This is a genomic window from Streptomyces sp. NPDC037242 (assembly GCF_055604165.1).
Window position 1 is genome coordinate 59,812 of the sequence record NZ_JBVJUY010000001.1, and the last position, 19,937, is coordinate 79,748.

General features: G+C 73.1%; 18 protein-coding genes. 15 read left to right on the forward strand and 3 right to left on the reverse strand.

Annotation, left to right across the window (positions count from 1 at the left end; genetic code table 11):
* Positions 1 to 58: 58 nt before the first annotated feature.
* The 14 genes from ACZ7GJ_RS00245 (at position 59) to ACZ7GJ_RS00310 (ending at position 13,899) form a co-directional block, all read left to right on the forward strand.
* Positions 59 to 1,189, forward strand: coding sequence for an NAD(P)/FAD-dependent oxidoreductase (locus ACZ7GJ_RS00245; protein ID WP_470747861.1), 1,131 nt, complete (start codon positions 59 to 61; stop codon positions 1,187 to 1,189).
* Positions 1,186 to 1,500 carry a (2Fe-2S)-binding protein gene (locus tag ACZ7GJ_RS00250; protein WP_470747863.1) on the forward strand — a complete coding sequence of 105 codons (315 nt, stop codon included), beginning with the start codon at positions 1,186 to 1,188 and terminating at the stop codon, positions 1,498 to 1,500. The genes ACZ7GJ_RS00245 and ACZ7GJ_RS00250 overlap by 4 nt, the downstream gene beginning before the upstream one ends.
* On the forward strand, positions 1,481 to 2,911 hold the full coding sequence (locus ACZ7GJ_RS00255; RefSeq protein WP_470747865.1) for an FAD/NAD(P)-dependent oxidoreductase: 1,431 nt from the start codon (positions 1,481 to 1,483) through the stop codon (positions 2,909 to 2,911). Before ACZ7GJ_RS00250 ends, ACZ7GJ_RS00255 begins: the two co-directional genes overlap by 20 nt.
* 76 nt (positions 2,912 to 2,987) lie before the next feature.
* A complete protein-coding gene (locus ACZ7GJ_RS00260) occupies positions 2,988 to 3,917 on the forward strand; it encodes a dihydrodipicolinate synthase family protein (protein ID WP_470747867.1) in 930 nt (309 codons plus the stop codon).
* A gap of 20 nt (positions 3,918 to 3,937) precedes the next feature.
* Positions 3,938 to 4,942 (forward strand): proline racemase family protein, encoded by a 1,005-nt coding sequence (locus ACZ7GJ_RS00265; protein WP_470747869.1) that lies wholly within the window; start codon positions 3,938 to 3,940, stop codon positions 4,940 to 4,942.
* Positions 4,939 to 5,958, forward strand: a complete 1,020-nt coding sequence (locus ACZ7GJ_RS00270) for a proline racemase family protein (protein WP_470747871.1) — start codon at positions 4,939 to 4,941, stop codon at positions 5,956 to 5,958. Before ACZ7GJ_RS00265 ends, ACZ7GJ_RS00270 begins: the two co-directional genes overlap by 4 nt.
* Before the next feature lie 77 nt (positions 5,959 to 6,035).
* Positions 6,036 to 6,953 carry an ornithine cyclodeaminase family protein gene (locus ACZ7GJ_RS00275; RefSeq protein ID WP_470748700.1) on the forward strand — a complete coding sequence of 306 codons (918 nt, stop codon included), beginning with the start codon at positions 6,036 to 6,038 and terminating at the stop codon, positions 6,951 to 6,953.
* A gap of 56 nt (positions 6,954 to 7,009) precedes the next feature.
* Entirely contained in the window at positions 7,010 to 7,720 is a 711-nt protein-coding gene (locus ACZ7GJ_RS00280) for a GntR family transcriptional regulator (RefSeq protein ID WP_470747873.1), read from the forward strand.
* A 270-nt stretch (positions 7,721 to 7,990) separates the two neighbouring features.
* Positions 7,991 to 9,733 (forward strand): ABC transporter substrate-binding protein, encoded by a 1,743-nt coding sequence (locus tag ACZ7GJ_RS00285; RefSeq protein WP_470747875.1) that lies wholly within the window; start codon positions 7,991 to 7,993, stop codon positions 9,731 to 9,733.
* 20 nt (positions 9,734 to 9,753) lie between these two features.
* Entirely contained in the window at positions 9,754 to 10,704 is a 951-nt protein-coding gene (locus ACZ7GJ_RS00290; protein ID WP_470747877.1) for an ABC transporter permease, read from the forward strand.
* Positions 10,701 to 11,687, forward strand: coding sequence for an ABC transporter permease (locus ACZ7GJ_RS00295; protein ID WP_470747879.1), 987 nt, complete (start codon positions 10,701 to 10,703; stop codon positions 11,685 to 11,687). Before ACZ7GJ_RS00290 ends, ACZ7GJ_RS00295 begins: the two co-directional genes overlap by 4 nt.
* A complete protein-coding gene (locus ACZ7GJ_RS00300) occupies positions 11,687 to 12,688 on the forward strand; it encodes an ABC transporter ATP-binding protein (RefSeq protein WP_470747881.1) in 1,002 nt (333 codons plus the stop codon). Before ACZ7GJ_RS00295 ends, ACZ7GJ_RS00300 begins: the two co-directional genes overlap by 1 nt.
* Entirely contained in the window at positions 12,685 to 13,656 is a 972-nt protein-coding gene (locus ACZ7GJ_RS00305; RefSeq protein WP_470747883.1) for an ABC transporter ATP-binding protein, read from the forward strand. The genes ACZ7GJ_RS00300 and ACZ7GJ_RS00305 overlap by 4 nt, the downstream gene beginning before the upstream one ends.
* A 9-nt stretch (positions 13,657 to 13,665) precedes the next feature.
* The gene (locus tag ACZ7GJ_RS00310; protein WP_470747885.1) at positions 13,666 to 13,899 is read left to right on the forward strand and encodes a hypothetical protein; all 234 of its coding nucleotides are present in this window, start codon (positions 13,666 to 13,668) and stop codon (positions 13,897 to 13,899) included.
* Positions 13,900 to 13,953: 54 nt separating this feature from the next.
* Here ACZ7GJ_RS00310 and ACZ7GJ_RS00315 read toward each other — a convergent pair whose 3' ends face one another.
* Positions 13,954 to 16,026 (reverse strand): S9 family peptidase, encoded by a 2,073-nt coding sequence (locus ACZ7GJ_RS00315; RefSeq protein ID WP_470747886.1) that lies wholly within the window; start codon positions 16,024 to 16,026, stop codon positions 13,954 to 13,956.
* Between the two features lie 83 nt (positions 16,027 to 16,109).
* Between ACZ7GJ_RS00315 and ACZ7GJ_RS00320 the strand changes: the two genes are divergently transcribed.
* Positions 16,110 to 17,723, forward strand: coding sequence for an MFS transporter (locus ACZ7GJ_RS00320; protein WP_470747888.1), 1,614 nt, complete (start codon positions 16,110 to 16,112; stop codon positions 17,721 to 17,723).
* Positions 17,724 to 17,732: 9 nt separating this feature from the next.
* On the opposite strand, the gene ACZ7GJ_RS00325 is transcribed toward ACZ7GJ_RS00320, so the two are convergent.
* Entirely contained in the window at positions 17,733 to 19,139 is a 1,407-nt protein-coding gene (locus ACZ7GJ_RS00325) for a cytochrome P450 (RefSeq protein ID WP_470747890.1), read from the reverse strand.
* A gap of 101 nt (positions 19,140 to 19,240) precedes the next feature.
* On the reverse strand, positions 19,241 to 19,864 hold the full coding sequence (locus ACZ7GJ_RS00330) for an excalibur calcium-binding domain-containing protein (protein WP_470747892.1): 624 nt from the start codon (positions 19,862 to 19,864) through the stop codon (positions 19,241 to 19,243).
* Positions 19,865 to 19,937 lie beyond the last annotated feature (73 nt).

Here is a 19,937-nt window from a genome sequence, read left to right on the forward strand (position 1 = left end):
GTCGGGACCGGCCCGGGCAACCCTAGGCACCCTCTAAAGAATGTGACATATTACTGGCATGGACGTCGTGATCATCGGCGCCGGCGTCGTCGGAGCGGCCTGCGCCTACTACGCGGCCCGCTCCGGACTCTCCGTGGCCGTCGTGGACAGCGGTCCCGTCGCGGGCGGTACGACCGGCGCGGGGGAGGGCAACCTGCTCGTCTCCGACAAGAAGCCCGGCCCCGAGCTGGACCTCGCGCTGCTATCGACCCGGCTCTGGGAAGAGTTGGCGGCCGCGCTCCCCGGGCAGATCGAGTACGAGCCCAAGGGCGGGCTCGTCGTCGCCCAGGACGAGACCACCCTCAAAGCCCTACGGGACTTCGCGGACGGCCAGCGCGCCGCCGGGGTCGCCTCCGCCGACGTGGGCCCCGACGCCCTCTACGACCTGGAACCGCACCTGGCCCCGGGCCTCGCGGGCGGCTTCCACTACCCCCAGGACTCCCAGGTCCAGCCGGCCCAGGCCGCGGCCCGCCTGCTGGCCGCGTCGGGCGCCGAGCTGTACCTCGGCGAGGAGGTCACCGAGGTCCTGACGGGGCCCGGCGGCGTACGGGGGGTCCGCACCGCGCGCCGGGAACTGCTCGCCCCGGCGGTCGTCAACGCGGCCGGCACCTGGGGCGGCGCCGTCGCCTCCCTCGCCGGGAGCGACCTGCCCGTCCTCCCGCGCCGCGGCTTCGTCCTGGTGACCGAACCGCTCCCGAGGGTGGTCCGGCACAAGGTCTACGCGGCCGACTACGTCGCGGACGTCGCCAGCGACTCCGCGGCCCTGCAGTCCTCGGGGGTCGTCGAGGGCACCCCGTCGGGCCCGGTGCTGATCGGCGCCACCCGCGAGCGGGTCGGCTTCGACCGGTCCCTCTCGATGGAGGCCCTGCGCCGGCTGGCCTCCCAGGCCGCGGCCCTCTTCCCCGTCCTGGCCGGGGTCCGGGTGCTGCGCACCTACCACGGCTTCCGCCCGTACCTGCCGGACCACCTCCCGGCGATCGGCCCGGACCCCCGGGTGCCCGGCCTGCTGCACGCCTGCGGCCACGAGGGCGCGGGCATCGGGCTCGCCCCCGGCACCGGCGTGCTGATCGCAGCCGCCCTCACGGGAGCCGAACCCCCGCTCCCCCCGGACCCGTTCCGCCCCGACCGCTTCGCGGAGGCCGACAGATGAACCGCACCCCCCGCTCGCTGGTCGGCGGCGCCCCGGCGGCGACCTACACCATCGGCTTCGACGGCCGGACGCTGCCCGCGCAGGAGGGGCAGAGCATCGCCGCCGTGCTGTGGGACGCCGGGATCCTCGCCTGGCGGACCACCCGTGAGGGCGGCGCCCCGCGCGGCGCGTTCTGCGGCATCGGCAGCTGCTACGACTGCCTCGTCACCGTCAACGGCCGCCCGAACCAGCGCGCCTGCCTGGTCCCGGCGCACCCCGGGGACACCGTCACCACCCAGGAGGGAACCGGCCATGCCGACCTCGCCGTCTGACCCGGCCGCCTCCGCGGACCCCACCGCCGCCCCCGCGGACCTCGCCGTCGTCGGCGCGGGCCCGGCCGGGCTCGCCGCCGCCGTCACCGCCGCCGGGCTCGGCCTGCGCGTCACCGTCCTCGACGCCGGCGACCGCCCGGGCGGGCAGTACTACCGCACGCCCGCGCCCGGCCTCGGCGCCGCCCGGCCGCAGGCCCTGCACCACGGCTGGGCCGACTTCGCCTCCCGCGAAGCCGCCCTGCGCGCCCACGAATCGGCCGGCCGGATCACCTACCTTCCGGGGCACCACGTCTGGGCGGTCGTCCCGGACGGTCCGGGCTGGCTCCTGCACGCGGTGGCCGGCCACGGCCCCGAGGAGCGCGCCGCAGCCGTCCCGGCCCGGGACGTACTGCTCGCCACCGGGGCCTACGAGCGGCAACTGCCCTTCCCCGGCTGGACCCTGCCCGGGGTGATCGGAGCAGGCGGAGCCCAGGCCATGCTCAAGGGCGGGCTCGTGCTCCCCGGCAAGCGGGTGGTCGTCGCCGGGAGCGGGCCGCTGCTGCTCGCCGTGGCCGGCTCGCTGGCCGCTGCCGGGGCCACCGTGCCCGCCGTGGTGGAGGGTGCCTCGTACACCGGCTACGCCGGCCGGGCCGCCGCCCTGCTGCGCAACCCCGGCAAGCTCGCCGAAGGCGCCACGTACGGCAGCGCCCTGCTCCGCCACCACGTCCGACTCCTCACCCGGCACGCCGTCACCGAGGCCCACGGCACCGACCGCGTCGAGGCCGTCACCGTGGCCCGCCTCGACCGCGACTGGCGCCCGGTCCCCGGCACCGCCCGCCGCATCCCCTGCGACGCCGTCGCCGTCGGCCACGGCCTGGTGCCCCAGCTGGAGCTGGCCACCGCCCTGGGCTGCGCCACCATCCGCAGCGCCGACGGCACGGTCGCACTGGACCTGGACGCCGCGCAGCGGACCTCCGTCCCCGGCATCTGGTCGGCGGGCGAGACCGGCGGCATCGGCGGGGCCCAACTGGCCCTGGTCGAGGGCGAGCTGGCGGCCCTGGCGATCGCCGAGCGGCCCGCCCCCGGCCCGCTCGTACGCCGCCGCGCGCGACTGCGCGCCTTCGCCGACGCCATGGCCGCCGCGCACCGGCCCGGCGAGGGGTGGACCGACTGGCTGCGCGACGACACCGACGCCTGCCGCTGCGAGGAGGTCCCGGCCGGCCGGATCCGCGAGGCCGTCCGCGACCTGGGCGCGCGCGACGCCCGTACCGTCAAACTGCTCACCCGGGCGGGCATGGGCTGGTGCCAGGGCCGCATGTGCGGGCCGGCCGTCGCGGCCCTCGCCGGGGAGGAGCCCGCGCCCGACCGCAGGCCGCTGTCCTGCCCGGTTCCGCTGGCGCACCTCGCACAACTTCCGGCGGGCGACCGCTGATCAGACCGGCCACGACCCTTGTGGCCGCCGTATACCCACTAGTAAAATGTCACACACCACTCTAGGGAGTTCTCTCATGACCAACGCGCACACCCCCGCGCCTGCGTCCGCCCCCACCCGCACCCGCCCCTGGCACGGAATCATGGTGGCCACCGCGCTGCCCCTGCGCGAGGACCTCACCGTCGACTACGACGCGTACGCCGAACACGTGGCCTGGCTGATCGCGAACGGCTGCGACGGCGTGGTCCCCAACGGCTCCCTCGGCGAGTACCAGACCCTGACCGACGAGGAGCGGGCGCGCGTCGTCCGTACCGCGGTCGAGGCCGCGGGCGACGGCGCCCGCGTCATGCCCGGCGTCGCCGCCTACGGCAGCGCCGAGGCCCGCCGCTGGGCCGATCAGGCCGCCGAGGCGGGCGCCGGCTCCGTCCTGCTCCTGCCCCCCAACGCCTTCCGCGCCGACGAGCAGACCGTGCGCGCACACTACGCCGAGGTCGCGGGCGCCGGACTGCCCGTCGTCGCGTACAACAACCCCATAGACACCAAGGTGGACCTCACTCCCGCCCTGCTCGCCCGGCTGCACACCGACGGCAGCATCGTCGCCGTGAAGGAGTTCAGCGGCGACGTGCGCCGCGCGTACGAGATCGCCGAACTGGCCCCGGGCCTCGACCTGCTCATCGGCGCCGACGACGTGCTCCTCGAACTCGCCCTCGCCGGCGCGGTCGGCTGGATCGCCGGCTACCCCAACGCCCTGCCGCAGTCCTGCGCCACCCTCTACCGGGCCGCCGTCGCGGGCGACCTCACCACCGCCCTGCCGCTCTACAAGTCCCTGCACTCCCTGCTGCGCTGGGACTCCAAGACCGAGTTCGTCCAGGCCATCAAGCTGTCCATGGACCTGGCCGGCCGCCCCGGCGGCGCCACCCGCCCGCCGCGCTTCCCGCTCACCGGGGAAATCGAGGCCGCCGTGCGCGCCGCCACCGAGAAGGCCCTCGCCGAGGGCCTCAACTAACCAGCCGGAGGGGACGCCCGATGCGTACGCGCCACATCTACCACGCGGTCGACTCGCACACCGAGGGCATGCCGACCAGGGTGATCACCGGGGGAGTCGGGGTGATCCCCGGTGCCACCATGGCCGACAAGCGCCTTCACTTCATCGAGCACATGGAGCACGTCCGGACCCTGCTCATGTACGAACCGCGCGGACACTCCGCGATGAGCGGCGCGATCCTGCAACCCCCCACCCGCCCCGACGCGGACTACGGCGTCCTCTACATCGAGGTGTCGGGCCTGCTCCCCATGTGCGGGCACGGCACCATCGGGGTCGCCACCGTCCTCGTCGAGACCGGCATGGTCCCGGTCGTCGAGCCGGTCACCACGGTCCGGCTCGACACCCCGGCCGGCCTGGTGAGCGTCGACGTCCACGTCGAGGACGGGGCGGCGACCGCCGTCACCTTCACCAACGTGCCCGCCTTCAGCGTCGGCCTCGACCTGAAGACCGAGGTGCCCGGCTTCGGCACGGTCACCTACGACCTGGCCTACGGCGGCAACTTCTACGCCTTCGTCGAACTCGACGCCCTCGGCCTGCCCTTCGACCGGGCCCGCAAGGAAGACCTGATCGCCGCCGGGCTCGCCATCATGGAAGCCGTCAACGCGAGCGACGACCGCCCCGTGCACCCCGAGAACCCCTCCATCGCCGGGGTCAAGCACGTCTACCTCGCCGCCCCCGGCTCCGACGGCCACCGCTCCCGGCACGCCATGGCCATCCACCCCGGCTGGTTCGACCGCTCGCCCTGCGGTACGGGAACCAGCGCGCGCATGGCCCAGCTCCACGCCCGGGGGCTCCTGGAACTCGGCGCCGACTTCGTCAACGAGTCCTTCATCGGCACCGAGTTCACCGGCCGGCTCGTCGGCCGCACCACCGTCGGCGACCGCGAGGCCGTCGTGCCCACCGTCACCGGGCGGGCCTGGATCACCGGCACCGCCCAGTACTTCCTCGACCCGACCGACCCCTTCCCCGGAGGGTTCCTCCTGTGACGACCGTTCGAACGGTGGACTACCACACCGCCGGCGAGCCCTTCCGGATCGTCGACCTCACCTCCGGCGCCCTCGCCCCCGTGCCCGGGGACACCGTCGCCGAGCGCTGCGCCACCGCCATCGGACCCGGAGGATCCGGTACGGCACCGCGCCGGGGCGCGCTGGACGACGTACGGCGGATGCTGGTGCAGGAGCCGCGCGGGCACGCCGGGATGTACGGCGGGTTCGTCGTGCCGCCCGACGACGACGGGGCGCACTTCGGGGTGCTGTTCTGGCACAAGGACGGCTACTCCACCGCCTGCGGGCACGGCACCATGGCGCTCGGCGCCTGGGCCGTGGACAGCGGCCTGGTCGCCGCCCCCGACGACGGGGACGCGCAGGTGCGCATCGACGTGCCGTCCGGGCGGGTCACCGCCACCGTGCACCGGGACGGGGGCCGCACCACAGGGATCACCTTCCGCAACGTCCCGGCCCGGGTGGGCGCCCGCAAGGTGCCGGTCGCCACGTCGCTGGGCATGGCCGAGGTGGACATCGCGCACGCCGGGGCCTGCTACGCCTCCCTCCCGGCGCGGGAGCTGGGCCTCGGGGTCTCCCCGGCGGAACTGCCCTCGCTGGTGCGGGCCGGGCAGGAGGTCAGGGCCGCGCTCGCCACCCACCCCGCCGCCTGGCACCCCGGTGGGCCGCTGCTCTCGGGGGTCTACGGGGTGATCCTCTACGAAGAGCTGTCGGACACCCCGTTCGGGCCGCACCAGCGCAACGTCACCGTCTTCGCCGACGGGCAGATCGACCGCTCGCCCTGCGGCTCCGGTACCTCGGCGCGGCTCGCGCTGCTGGCCGAGGACGGGCGGCTCGGGGCGGGGGAGGACCTCCTGCACGAGTCGGTGGTGGGCACCGTGTTCACCGGCCGGATGCTGGAGGGCGGCGTCACCGAGGTCACCGGCACGGCGTACCGCACCGGCGAGCACGCCTTCACGGTCGACCCGTACGACGCGCTCGGCGCGGGGTTCTCGCTGTGACGGGCTTCGGCGCGACGGGCTCCGGGGTGCCGGGCTCCGGCGTGACCGAGGGGATCGTGCAGCTCGGCGCCGGGGCCATGGCCGGGCTGCTCACCCCGGCCGCGGCGGCCGACGCGCTGGCCGACGCCCTGCGGGCCGGGCTGGACCCGGAGGCGTGCCCGCCGCGGACCGCGCTGGCGGTGCCCGGCGGGGAGCTGCTGCTGATGCCGGCCGCGTCCGGGGCGTACGCCGGGGTGAAGATCGCCGGGGTCGCGCCGGACAACCCCGGCCGCGGGCTGCCCCGGATCACCGGGTCCTACCTGCTGCTGGACGGGCCGACGCTCACCCCGCTGGCCCTGCTCGACGGGGCGGCGCTGACCGCCCTGCGCACCCCGGCGGTGTCGGCCCTGGCCCTGCGGTACCTGGCCCCGGCCGGGCGGCCGTCCCGGCTGGTGCTCTTCGGCTCGGGGCCGCAGGCGTACGGGCACCTCGAAGCGGTGCTGGCCGAGCGGGCGTTGGCCGAGGTGGTGGTGGTCGCCCGCCGGGTCGAGGGTGCGCGCAAGCTGGCCGAGTACGCCCGTACCCTGGGGGTGGAGGCCAGGACCGGGACGGCCGGGGATGTGGCCGGCGCCGATCTGGTGGTCTGCTGCACCACGGCCCGCGAACCCCTCTTCGACGGGCGCCTGGTGGCGCCGGGCGCGACGGTCGTCGCCGTCGGCTCGCACGAGCCGCAGGCCCGTGAGACCGACACCGCGCTGGTGCGGCGGGCCGCCGTGTACGTGGAGTCGCGTGCGGCGGCCCTGCGGGAGGCGGGGGACCTGCTGGTCCCCGAGGCGGAAGGGGCGATCGGGCCCGGTCATATCAGCGGCACCCTGGCTGACCTGGTGGCGGGCCGGATGCCGACCGGCGGGGCGGCGGGTTGTCCACAGCTCTTCAAGAGCGTGGGCATGGCCTGGGAGGATCTCGCTGTGGCCGTGGCGATGTACCTGGCCACCGGGACGAACAGCGAAACGTGACATTGTACGCTGTTCCCCTGCGCGTCGGTGGTGCGAGGGGTGTCGGAGGAAAAGCAATGGGTGACCTGAAGCAGCACAGTCTCATCAAGGCCCAGGAACGGCTCCGCGACCAGGTCGGCCACGCCCTCCGAGCAGCCCTGATAGCGGGTGAACTGCGCCCCGGCAGCGTCTACTCCGCACCCGGCCTCGCGGCCGAACTCGGCGTCTCGGCCACGCCCGTGCGCGAAGCCATGCTCGACCTGGCCCGCGAGGGCCTCGTCGAGCCGGTCCGCAACAAGGGCTTCCGGATCACCGAGGTCAGTGAGCGCGACCTGGACCAGTACACCGAACTGCGCACGATGATCGAGGTCCCCACCATCGGCCGGGTCACGAGAATGGCCACGCCCGAGCAGTTGGAGGCGCTGCGGCCCATCGCCGAGGAGATCGTCACCAGCGCGCGCGAGCACAACCTCATCGGGTACCTGGAGGCGGACCGCCGCTTCCACCTCACCCTGCTGGCGCTCGCCGGCAACGACCGGCTCGTCGAGACGGTCGGCGATCTGCGCAAGCGCTCGCGCCTGTACGGCCTGACGGGCCTGGACGAGGCCGGCAAGCTGGTGTCCTCCGCCGAGGAGCACATCGAGCTGCTCGACCTGATGATCGCCGGGGACGCCGAGGCGGCCGAGCAGTGCATGCTGCGCCACCTCGGCCACGTCCGCTCCCTGTGGGCCCAGGGCCGCGACGAGCCGGTCGGCCGCCCGGCCACCCGCCTGGGCTCGGGGCTCTAGGGAGTGTCGTCAAAGTCGTCGGCCGCCCGAAGGGCGGGGCCGGCCAGAGGGGACTTTGACGACACGACCTAGGAGCCCGCAGGCCGCAGCGCGGTCCGGCTTGCCAGCCGGGCCGCGCTTTCGCGTACCCGGGCGCCAGGCCAACACCCGTGCCAGGGGCCCGATTTGGACACGGCTGGGTAACGGCTGCACCAACCTCTTGTCAGTACAATTTCACATTACTATGTTACCGGTCACATCATAGAGCGCAGCCCTTCACTGGAGTGACCCATGACCAAGCGCACCCAACTCGCCCTCGCCACCGCCCTGGTGGCCGCTCTCGCACTCGGTGCCTCGGGCTGCTCCGACCCGAAGAAGGGCTCGGCGGGCGCGGGGGCCTCCAACCCCGCCGCCGCCAACGACGGCAAGATCCTCGGCGGCACCCCGGTCAAGGGCGGCACCCTCACGATCCTGTCCAACCAGGACTTCGCCCACCTCGACCCGGCCCGCAACTGGGTGATGCCGACGATGGACTTCGGCACCCGCCTCCTCTACCGCACGCTCGTCACCTTCAAGGCCGAGCCCGGCAAGGGCGGCAGCGAGCTGGTCCCCGACCTCGCCACCGACCTCGGCACCCCCTCCAACGGCGGCCGCACCTGGACCTTCACCCTCAAGGAGGGCGTGAAGTACGAGGACGGCTCGCCGATCAAGGCCCAGGACATCAAGTACAACGTCGAGCGCTCCTTCGCCCCCGACCTCACCGGCGGCCCCGACTACGCGGCCCAGTACCTGGCCGGCACCGAGGGCTACAAGGGCCCCCTCCAGGGCAAGCACCTGGACTCGGTCAAGACCCCCGACGACCGCACCATCGTCTTCGAACTCAAGCGCCCCGTCGCCGAGTTCTCCGCCACCGCCACCCTGCCGACCTTCGCCCCGGTCCCGCAGTCCCAGGAGAAGGGCACCCAGTACGACTCCCGCCCGTTCTCCTCCGGCCCGTACAAGATCGAGTCGTACGACCGGGACAAGAAGCTCGTGCTCGTCCGCAACGAGCACTGGGACGTGAAGACCGACACCGTGCGCAAGGCCTACCCCGACAAGTTCGTCGTGGTCATGGGCCTCAAGGCCGGCCAGATCGACGACCGCATCATCGCCGGTGAGGGCGCCGACGCATCGTCCGTCCAGTACGTCGACATGCGGCCCGAGAGCGCCCCCAAGGTGCTGCCCAAGCCGGAGATCAAGGCCCGCCTGATCGCCGAGACCAAGGGCTGTACCGAGATGCTCTTCCTGAACAACTCGCGCGCCCCCTTCGACGACCCCAAGGTCCGCGAGGCCATGCAGTACGCCGTTGACAAGGAGGCCGTGGTCACCGCGGGCGGCGGTCCCGCCCTCAACGAGGTGGCCACCGCCTACCTGCCCCCGGCCCTGTCCGGCGGCAAGCAGGCCGACACGCTGAAGATCGCCCCGGCGGGCGACCCGGCCAAGGCCAAGGAACTGCTGAAGGCCGCCGGCAAGGAGAAGCTCAAGGTCTCCCTGTCCGTCTCCAACGGCGACAAGAGCCAGGCCGAGGCCATCCAGCAGGGCCTCGCCCGGGTGGGCGTCGAGGTGGTCATCGACACCGTCGACCCGGGCGCGTACTACGACGTCATCGGAGACCTCTCCACCACGCCCGACATGACCTACACCGGCTGGTGCCCCGACTACCCCTCCGGTTCCACCTGGATCCCCTTCGTCTTCGACGGACGCACCATCAAGGACAAGGGCAACCAGGGCAACTACAGCCAGTTCCGCGACGAGGCGACCATCAAGCGCATCGACGAGATCAACAACATGTCCGACGCGAAGCAGGCCAACCAGGCCTGGATCGACCTGGACGCCGAGCTCATGAAGAAGTCCCCGTCCATCCCCGTCATGCTGGAGCGCAAGCCGCTCCTCGTCGGCCCCAACATCGCCGGCGCCTTCGGCCATCCCGTGTGGACCGGCGAGATCGACTACGCGACGGTCGGCCTCAAGGACCCGTCGAAGAGCCAGGGCTGAGGGCCGGCGAAGACACAGCCATGACCGCCACCGCACCCGCCGCCGGCCCTCCGGCGGCAGCGGAGGTCCCTCCGGGCAGCAGCCCCTGGCAGCTCGCCCGGCGGGAACTCCGCCGCCGCCCCGCCGTCCGCGTCAGCCTCTGCGTCGTCCTGCTCTTCGTCCTGATGGCCGCCACCGCCCCCTGGCTGGGGAGCCTCGGCGGCTGGTCGCCCGACGAGTTCGACAAGACCGCCATCGACCCCTACCTCGGGGGCCAGCCCCTCGGCTCCTTCGGCGGGATCAGCCCCGAGCACTGGCTCGGCGTCGAACCCGTCACCGGCCGCGACCTGTTCGCCCGTGTCGTCCACGGAGCCCAGGTCTCCCTCCTCATCGCCTTCGCCGCCACCGCCATCGTCGTGGTCGCCGGCACCGCGGCCGGGATCGCCGCCGGCTACTTCGGCGGCCGCACCGACGCGGTCCTGTCCCGCCTGATGGACCTCACCATGTCCTTCCCGTCGCTGATCTTCATGATCGCGATGCTGTCAGTGGCGAAGGACGTCAACCGGATCGTCCTGATGACCACCGTCATCGGGGTGTTCGGCTGGCCCGGCGTCGCCCGCGTCGTCCGCGGCCAGACCCTCTCCCTCAAACACCGCGAGTACGTCGACGCCGCCCGCGTCGGCGGCGCCGGCTCCTGGCGGATCCTGACCCGCGACATCCTCCCGGGCGTCGCGGGCCCGGTCATCGCCTACACCACCCTGCTCATCCCCGGAATGATCAGCACCGAGGCCGCGCTCAGCTACCTCGGTGTCGGCGTCCGCCCGCCCACCCCGTCCTGGGGCCAGATGATCGCCGAGTCCGTGGCCTACTACGAGACCGACCCCATGTACTTCGTGATCCCGAGCGTCTTCCTCTTCCTCGCCGTGCTCGCCTTCACCCTGCTCGGCGACGCCCTGCGCGACATCCTCGACCCGAGGGGCAGCCGCACGTGATCCTCTACCTCGCGCGCAGGCTGCTCGCCCTGGCCGGAGTCCTCCTGGCCATCGCAGCCGTCACCTTCCTCATCTTCTACGTCCTGCCCTCCGACCCGGCCGCGGCCGCCTGCGGCAAGACGTGCAGCGCCGAGCGACTGGCCGACGTACGGGTCTACCTGGGCCTCGACCAGCCCGTGTGGCGCCAGTTCCTCGACTTCCTCACCGGCATCTTCACCGGCCGCACCCTCGGCACCGGCCAGTACGCAGTCCAGTGCGACTTCCCCTGCCTGGGCTACTCGTACGAGAACTCCCTGCCGGTGTGGGACCTGCTCATGGACCGCCTCCCGGTCTCCGCCTCCCTGGCCGTCGGCGCCGCCGTGCTGTGGCTCGTCCTCGGCCTCGGCGCGGGCGTCACCGCCGCCCTGCGCAAGGACACCGCCACCGACAAGGCCCTGATGGTCGGCGCGGTCGCCGCCGCCTCGCTGCCCGTCTACTTCACCTCCGTCATGCTGATCTACGGGGTCATCCGCATCGCCGGGCTGCTCCCGTACCCCACCTACCAGGCCTTCACCGACAACCCGGTCTCCTGGGCCTCGAACCTGCTGCTGCCCTGGACCGCGCTGGCCCTGCTGTACGCCGCCATGTACGCCCGGCAGAGCCGCGGCTCGATGATCGAGGCGATGGCCGAGCCGTACATCCGTACCGCCCGCGCCAAGGGCATGCCCGAGCGCACGGTCGTCGTCAAACACGGGCTGCGCTCCGGGATGACCCCGATCCTGACCATCTTCGGCATGGACCTCGGAGGGCTCCTCGCCGGCGCCGTCATCACCGAGTCCATCTTCGGACTCCCGGGCATCGGCAGGCTGTTCTACGGCGCCCTGGTCACCTCCGACCAGCCCGTGGTCCTCGGCGTCACCCTGCTCGCCGCCTTCTTCATCGTCGTCGCCAACCTCGCCGTCGACCTCCTGTACGCCGTCATCGACCCGAGGGTGAGGTACTGATGGCCGCTCCCCTTCTCGAAGTACGCGACCTGCACGTCACGTTCACCACCCCGCGCGGCTCGGTACGCGCCGTCGACTCGCTGGGCTTCACCGTCGAGGCCGGACGCACCCTCGGCATCGTCGGCGAGTCCGGCTCGGGCAAGTCCGTCACCTCCCTCGCCGTCATGGGGCTGCACCGCGGCGCCGAGGTCGGCGGATCCGTCAAGCTCGCCGGAAGGGAGCTCACCGGCCTTTCGGAGAAGGAGCTCTCCGCCGTGCGCGGCCGCAAGATGGCGATGATCTTCCAGGATCCGCTGTCCAGCCTGCACCCCTACTACACGATCGGCGAGCAGATCGCCGAGCACTTCCGGATCCACTTCAAGGCCGGCCGGGCCGCCGCGCGCAAGCGCGCGGTCGACATGCTCGGCGAGGTCGGCATCCCCGAACCGGCCCGCCGGGCGGGGGAGTACCCGCACCAGTTCTCCGGCGGCATGCGCCAGCGCGCGATGATCGCCATGGCCCTGGCCTGCGAGCCCGAACTGCTGATCGCGGACGAGCCGACCACCGCCCTCGACGTCACCGTGCAGGCGCAGATCCTCGAACTGATCGCCCGGCTCCAGCAGGAGCGCGGCCTCGGCGTCGTGATGATCACCCATGACCTGGGCGTCGTGGCCCGGGTGGCCCACGAGGTCCTGGTCATGTACGGCGGCCGGGCCGCCGAACAGGCCCCGGTCGACGACCTGTTCGCCGACCCCGCCCACCCCTACACCCGGGGCCTGCTGGACTCGCTGCCCCGGCTGGACACCCCCGACGACGCACCGCTGCCCTTCATCCCCGGCTCCCCGCCCTCCCTGCTCGCGCCGGCGTCCGGCTGCGCGTTCGCCCCTCGCTGTCCGAGGGCGGCCGCGCGCTGCGGCGACGTACGGCCGGACCTGGAGGCCTACGGGGACGGGCCGCCGCGTACGGTCGCCTGCCACTACGCCGGGGCCGGCGCCGGAACCCCTGCCGAGGTGACCCGATGAGCGAACCGCTGCTGTCCGTACGCGACCTGACGATGACCTTTCCCGGGAAGCGGTCGGTCACCGGGCGCCGGGGGGCGCCCGTGCGAGCCGTGGACGGGGTCTCCTTCGACCTGGCGGCCGGCGGGACCCTCGGCCTGGTCGGGGAGTCGGGCTGCGGGAAGTCCACCACCGGCCGGATGCTGGTGCGGCTGCTGGAACCCACCTCCGGCAGCGTCGAGTTCGAGGGCAAGGACATCAGCCGGCTCTCCCAGGGCGCGCTGCGGCCGTTGCGCAAGAACATCCAGATGGTCTTCCAGGACCCGCACTCCTCCCTCAACCCCCGCCAGACGGTGTCCCGGATCATCTCGGACCCGCTGCTGGTCCAGGGGTCGAGCGCGGCCGATGCCCGGCGCCGGGCCGCCGAGCTGATGGAACTCGTCGGCCTGATCCCCGAGCACATCGACCGCTACCCGCACGAGTTCTCCGGCGGCCAGGCGCAGCGCATCGGCATCGCCCGCTCGCTCGCCACCAACCCGCGGCTCGTCATCGCCGACGAGCCGGTCTCGGCCCTCGACGTCTCCGTCCAGGCGCAGATCGTCAACCTGATGGAGAAGCTGCGCGCGGAACTGGGCCTGGCCTACGTGTTCATCGCGCACGACCTCTCCGTCGTCAAGCGGGTCAGCGACCGGGTCGCCGTCATGTACCTCGGCCGGATCGTCGAGATCGGGGACAAGACGTCCCTGTACGAGAACCCCCAGCACCCTTACACCAGGGCGCTGTTGTCCGCCGTTCCGCTGCCCGACCCGGCGGCCGAGCGGCGGCGCGAGCGGATCGTGCTGCTCGGCGACCCGCCGAGCCCGGCCGCCCCGCCCCCGGGCTGCACCTTCCACCCGCGCTGCCCCAAGGCGCAGGAGGTCTGCCGCACCGAGCGGCCGCTGCTGCAGCTTGTCGCCTCCTCGGAGGTGGCGTGTCACTTCCCGGGTGACTGACGGGGATCCATGGGAAGGGAGGGCCTCGGAGCCGATGACGCCTCCGGGGCCCTTCGCCGTCCTCGCGTCGTCTGCGACACCGCGACCGCGACGCCGCAGAAGCCGATGCGGCACGGACCGGACGGCTCGTCGGTCGCGGAGACCGACGAGCTTCGGCCGGACGCCGGTGTGCAGGTCCGGTTCGCCGAAGTGCTCCCGGCCGGCCGCCGCACCCCCCTTGCCGTCCGCAGGAGGTCTGCCTGACCGAGCGGCCGCTGCCGCAGCGCCTCCGGGGCCCTCGTTCGTGTTCGCGTCCGGTCAGGGGCGCAGTTCGCGGCGGAAGAACTCCAGTTCCTGGGCCATCACCTTTTCCCGGGTGCCGCCCGGGGTCATGTGGGTGACCCCGGGCAGGGCCAGCAGCTGGTGCGGGCGGCCCGCGTCGGTGAGCGCCTGGGAGAGGCGCAGGGTGTGGGAGGGGTGGACGTTGTCGTCGGCCAGCCCGGTGACGAGCAGCAGCGGCCGGGTCAGCTTCGGGGCGTCCGGGATCAGCGAGTCCCGCTCGTAGACCTCCGGGTTGTCCTGCGGCAGGCCCAGGTACCGCTCGGTGTACGCCGTGTCGTACCGCCGGAAGTCGGTCGGCGCGGCCCCCGCGGCCGCCGCGTGGTAGACGTCCGGGCGGCGCAGCACCGCCAGCGCGGAGAGGTAGCCGCCGTACGACCAGCCGCGCACCCCGACACGGCCGAGGTCGAGGTCCGGGTGGCGGGCGCCGAGCGCCTGCAGGGCGGCGACCTGGTCGTTCAGGGTGACCTCGGAGAAGCCGCGGTACATGGCGTGCGTGAAGGCGGGGGAGACGTACGGGGTGCCGCGGTTGTCGACGGTCACCACCGCGAAGCCCTGGTCGGCCCACCACTGCTTGGCCTGCCAGCGGCGGGGTTCGAGGCTGACGTCCTGGTAGCCGGGTCCGCCGTAGCAGTCGACCAGGACCGGGAGCCGCCGGCCGGGGACGTGGCCGCGGGGCAGCACGAGCGCGGTGGGCAGGCCGTGCTCGGTGACCCGCTCCAGCACCGGAACCACCCGGTAGGGGAACGGCTGTGACAGGTCGGCGGGGGTGAACTCCTGCCCGTCGGCGCGCCGTACGGTGCGCCGGATCCCGTCGGCGTCGGCGGCGGTCAGCAGCAGGGTCCCGGCCGAGGCGGCAACGGTGTGCACCCCGGGCCCGTCGGCGAGCGGGTGGAGCTCCCCGGACTTGGGGTCGAGCAGCAGCACTTGCTGCTCGGCGGGGTCGCGCAGCCCGGCCTCGATCAGCAGCCGGCCCTCGTGGACCCCGGCCACGCGGCGGACCTGGATCCCCTCCCGGGTGAGCAGCCGGCCGTCCACGGCGAGGGCGCGGGCGCCCTGGCCGGGGGTGTCGGCGGAGGTGAGCATCCGCCCGTCGGGCAGCCGCGCCGGGGTGCCCGGGACGAGGGGGTCGACCCACTGGGCGTGCGTGGTGCGGGACAGTTCCCGGGTCCGCCCGGTGGCGGGGTCGCCGCTGAGCAGCAGGACGGTCTGCTGGAGCCGGTCCTGCACGGTCACCAGGATCTCTTCGGCCGATTCCCAGCCCGCGTCGGAGACGTACGGGTAGGCGACGGCGTCCCAGTCGACCCGTACGCGGGACCCGTCCGGGCCGAGCACCCACAGCTGTACGTCGGCGTTGGGCCCGCCCGCCTCGGGGTACGCGAAGTCCTCGGCCGGGAGTTCGGGTCGCGCCGGGTCGGCGAACCAGCGCCGCTGGAGCGCGCTCTCGTCGACCCGGGCGGCCAGCAGGCTCTGCCCGTCGGGGGACCACCAGTAGCCGCGCGCCCGGTTCAGCTCCTCGGCGGCGGCGAACTCGGCCACGCCCCAGCGGGCCCCGTCGTCGGGGCTGATCCGGCCGCCGGGGGCGGTGTGCAGGGCGTCGGCCGTGACGTACGCGGTGCGGGAGCCGTCGGCGCTCGGTCGCGGGTCGAAGGCGGGCCCGGCGGCCGGGATCTCCTCGGGCGCCGCGCCGGGCTGCCCGGCCCCGTCGCAGGAGACCCCGTACAGGCGCCCGTACAGCGCGAAGACGGCGCGGCGGCCGTCGCCGGAGAGCGCGTACGAGCCGATCCCGGCGGCGACGAGGCGGATCCGCTCGCGCAGCCGGCGCTCGGCGACGGGCAGCTCGCCGGGCTCGGGGCACAGCTCGCGGGGGTCGGCAAGCCGGGACTCGGCGCCGGTGGCGGTATTCAGGACCCAGAGGCTTTCGAAGGCGTCGGTGGGACCCGTGGAACGGAGGAACCAGAGGAGTCGGCCGTCGTCGCCGAAGGCGAAGGCGCGCGGTGCGCCGTAGGTGAACCGGGCCGTGTCGGCGGAGAGCCTGAGGTAGTCGTCCATGGCGTCAGTGTGTCATGTGAAATATCACATGGCCTAGGCCGTTCGAGTGGTGACCCCAGAGGGGCGGGCATAGCGTCGACTAGGTGGACCCGAACGCACTGCCGAGCAGCAACGGGACCGACGGCAAGGTCCGAGGGGGCGGAAACGGGCTTGCCCTGTTCGTCATCGCCTCCTGCCAACTCATGGTCGTTCTCGACATCACCATCGTGAACATCGCGCTCCCGCACATCCAGACCGCACTCGGCTTCTCCACCGAGAGCCTCTCCTGGGTCGTCAACGCCTACACCCTCACCTTCGGCGGACTGCTGCTCCTCGGTGGCCGCGCAGGCGACATCCTCGGCCGGCGGAAGGTGTTCATCTTCGGCGTCCTGCTCTTCGGGCTGGCCTCCCTGCTCGGCGGACTCGCCCAGAACGCGGGCCAGTTGATGGCCGCCCGGGCCCTCCAGGGCGTCGGCGGCGCCATCGCCTCACCGACCTCGCTCGCGCTGATCACCACCACCTTCCGCGAAGGCCCGGCCCGCAACCGCGCGTTCGGCGTGTTCGCCGGAGTCTCGGCCGGCGGCGGTGCGATCGGGCTCCTCGCCGGCGGCCTCCTCGTCGAGTGGCTCGACTGGCGCTGGGTGCTCTTCGTCAACGTCCCCATCGCCCTGGTGATCGCCCTGCTGGCCGCGCGGGTCCTCAAGGAATCCGAACGCCACCCCGGACACTTCGACCTCGCGGGCGCGCTGCTGTCCACGACGGGCATGGTCGCGCTGGTCTACGGCTTCATCCGCGCGTCCCAGGAGGGCTGGCGCGACGGATTCACGCTCGGGTCGTTCGCGGCCGCCGCCATCCTGCTGACGCTGTTCGTCATCAACGAGCGTCGCTCGCCCCAGCCGATCACGCCGCTCCACATGTTCGCGGACCGCAACCGGGCCGGGACGTACGGGATCATGCTGATGCTCGCCTGCGCGATCTTCGGCATGTTCTTCTTCCTGACGCTCTTCGTGCAGAACGTGCTCGGCTTCAGCCCGCTGCGGGCGGGCCTCGCCTTCCTGCCGGTCAGCGCCATGATCGCGGTGGCGGCCGGGGTCACCTCGCAACTGCTGCCCAAGTTCGGGCCCAAGCCCTTCATGGTCAGCGGCGCGCTGTTCTGCGCGGCCGGCCTGGCCTGGCTGACGCAGACCGACATCCACTCCACGTACCTGGGCAGCATCCTCGGCCCCATGCTGGTGTTCAGCACCGGCATGGGCCTGCAGTTCGTATCGCTGACGCTGATGGCCCTGTCCGACGTCTCCGACCGGGAGTCCGGCGCGGCATCCGGACTGCTCAACTCGATGCAGCAGGTGGGCGGATCGCTCGGCCTGTCGATCCTCGTGACGGTCTTCGGCACGGCCAGCCGCAACGAGGCCAAGGACCAGGTGCCGTCCTTCCTCGGTACGGCCAACCTTGAGCAGAGGGCCTTCTTCGAACGGACCGGGCAGCTCCCGAAGCCCTGGGCCGACCAGGTGCTCACCTCGGGCGTGGCCGCGTCCTTCGTGGCGGCGGCGCTGTTCACCCTGGCCGGGGCGGTGATCGCGGTGTTCGCGATCCAGGTCCGCCCCTCGGACATCGAACGCCTCCAGGGCAACCACACCCCGGCGCCGGCCGGACCGGCGCCGGCCGGACCGGCGGTCCCGGGCGAGGGCCCGGGCAAGGGCCAGGGCGCCGGGCCGTAGCGTCCGTTGCTACGGCTCCACGCGGCGGATCCGGCAGCGCGCGGGGCCGTCGGTCTGCAGGGTGATGCCGGCGCTCACGGGTACCTCGGTGTCCACGGCCTCGAACTCGTAGGCGCGCAGGATCATCGCCAGTGCGATCACCGACTCCAGCATCGAGAAGTGCTGCCCGATGCAGGCGCGCGGCCCCCCGCCGAAGGGGAACCAGGCGTAGCGCGGCCGCGCCGCCTCCGCCTCCGGGGTGAAGCGCTCGGGGTCGAAGCGCTCCGGGTCCGGCCAGTAGCGGGGGTGGCGGTGCGTCACCCACGGGGCGAGTATCACGGTCGCTCCGGCGGGCACGGTGTGGCCGCCGATCTCGCAGGCGGCGACGGCCTGTCGCCCTATGACCGGGGCCGCCGGGTAGAGCCGCATGGCCTCCTTGAGCACCTGCGTGAGGTACGGGAGCCGGTCCAGGTCGGAGGCCTGCGGGGCACGGTCGCCCAGGACGCGGGAGACCTCCTCGCGGGCCCGGGTCTGCAGCTCGGGGTGGCGGGCCAGCAGGTGCAGGGAGAACGCGAGGGAGGTGGCGGTCGTCTCGTGCCCGGCGAGCAGGAAGATCAGCACCTGCTCGCGCAGCTCGGTGGCGTCGAACTCCCCGTCCTCCGTGCCCGTCGCGGCGGCGAGCAGGCTCAGCAGGTCCTCGCCGGAACCGGTGGCGCCGCCTGCCCCTCCCGCCCCGTCGGCGCCGCTGCGGCGCTCGGCGATGATCTTGTCGCAGACCGCGTACAGCTCGTCCATCGCGGCGGCCGCCCGCCGGTTGCCCGGGGTGGGCCAGGTGCGCGGGATGTTGGCGGGCGAGTAGCCGCGGCGCAGCGCGTACTCCGTGATGACCGGAAAGCACCGGTCGACGACGTCGACGGCGGCCTCCACGTCGGTGCCGAAGAGGATGCGCGTGACCGCGCGCAGGGCGAGGTGCATCATCTCGGCGGAGACGTCGACGACCCCGTCCAGCGCGTCGCCCCAGGCGTTGACCGTGGTCTCGGTCTCGGCGGCGACGGCGTCCGCGTACCCGTCCACCCGGCGCTTGGTGAACAGCGGCTGGACCAGCCGCCGTTGACGCAGGTAGTCCTCGTCCTGGCTGGTCAGCAGGCCGTTGCCGAAGGAGTCCCGGATCTCCTGGTAGAAGGGGTTGTCCTTGCGGAAGTTGGCCGATTCCGATGCCAGGACCTGCTGGGCGCCCTCCGCCGAGAAGACGCAGTGGAGCTCGGCGCGCAGGCCGGGCGGGCCCGCGCTGATCCGGACGATGTCACCGTGCTCGTGCATGGCACGCAGATAGGTGCCGAGCGAGTTCGTTCTCAAGTCGAACAGGGAACCGAGCAGCGGTACCCCCGCGAGCTCGGGAATCTCCGTACCGATGCCTGTGTCTGTCTGCACTGCCATGCCGCCCCCTCGACGCTGTACGAACGCTGCGATTCTGCCGGGCCGCCGGCTGCGCGGTCGGGAACGACCACTGGATCAGGCCAAAACAGCCCGGTTCCGGGTCACTTGTCGCAGGCGATGCCGTCATTGTCGCGGTCGAGGTTCTTGCTGTAGCCGGGCTGGCCGCGGCGGATGGGGGCGGCGCCCGCGGCCTTCGCCTCGGCGCAGCTCTTGTACGTGACCGACCCTCCGCCGCCCGTGGTGCCGCCCATGGTGGTGCCGCCCTTGCCGCCGGGCGCGGGGGTGGGCGTCGACTTCGGCGCCGGTGTACGGCTGGGGGCCTTGGAGGGGTGCAGAGCGGCGCCGGCCTGCGCCGGGCAGGGGGTGCCGGGCGCGGTCACGGACAGCTCGACGGCGGTGGTCGGGGTGAGCGGGCTACCGGCCGCGGGGGTCTGGAAGCAGACCTCCCACAGGGAGTGGTTGGCGACCAGCGTGACGTCGCTGTACGCGGCGCGCACCTCGACGGGCGTGGTGACCAGCGGCTTCAGGGCGGCCTCGGCGGCGCCGGACCGCTGCCCGATCAGCGAGGGCATGGCCGCCTGCGGGGACGGGCCGGCCGCGCTCGGGGCGGGGTTGGGAACTGCCTTGCCCGAACCCGCCTTCGCCGTGCCGCCCTCGCACCCGGCTCCGAGCAGCACGACAACGCCCGTAACGGCGGCGACGGCAAAACCCCTGCGGTGGAACATCGATACCCCCGAATTCAACCCCGACGCACAACCGCCGCAGCCTACGCGCCCCCGCCCCCCGGCAACCCCCGAA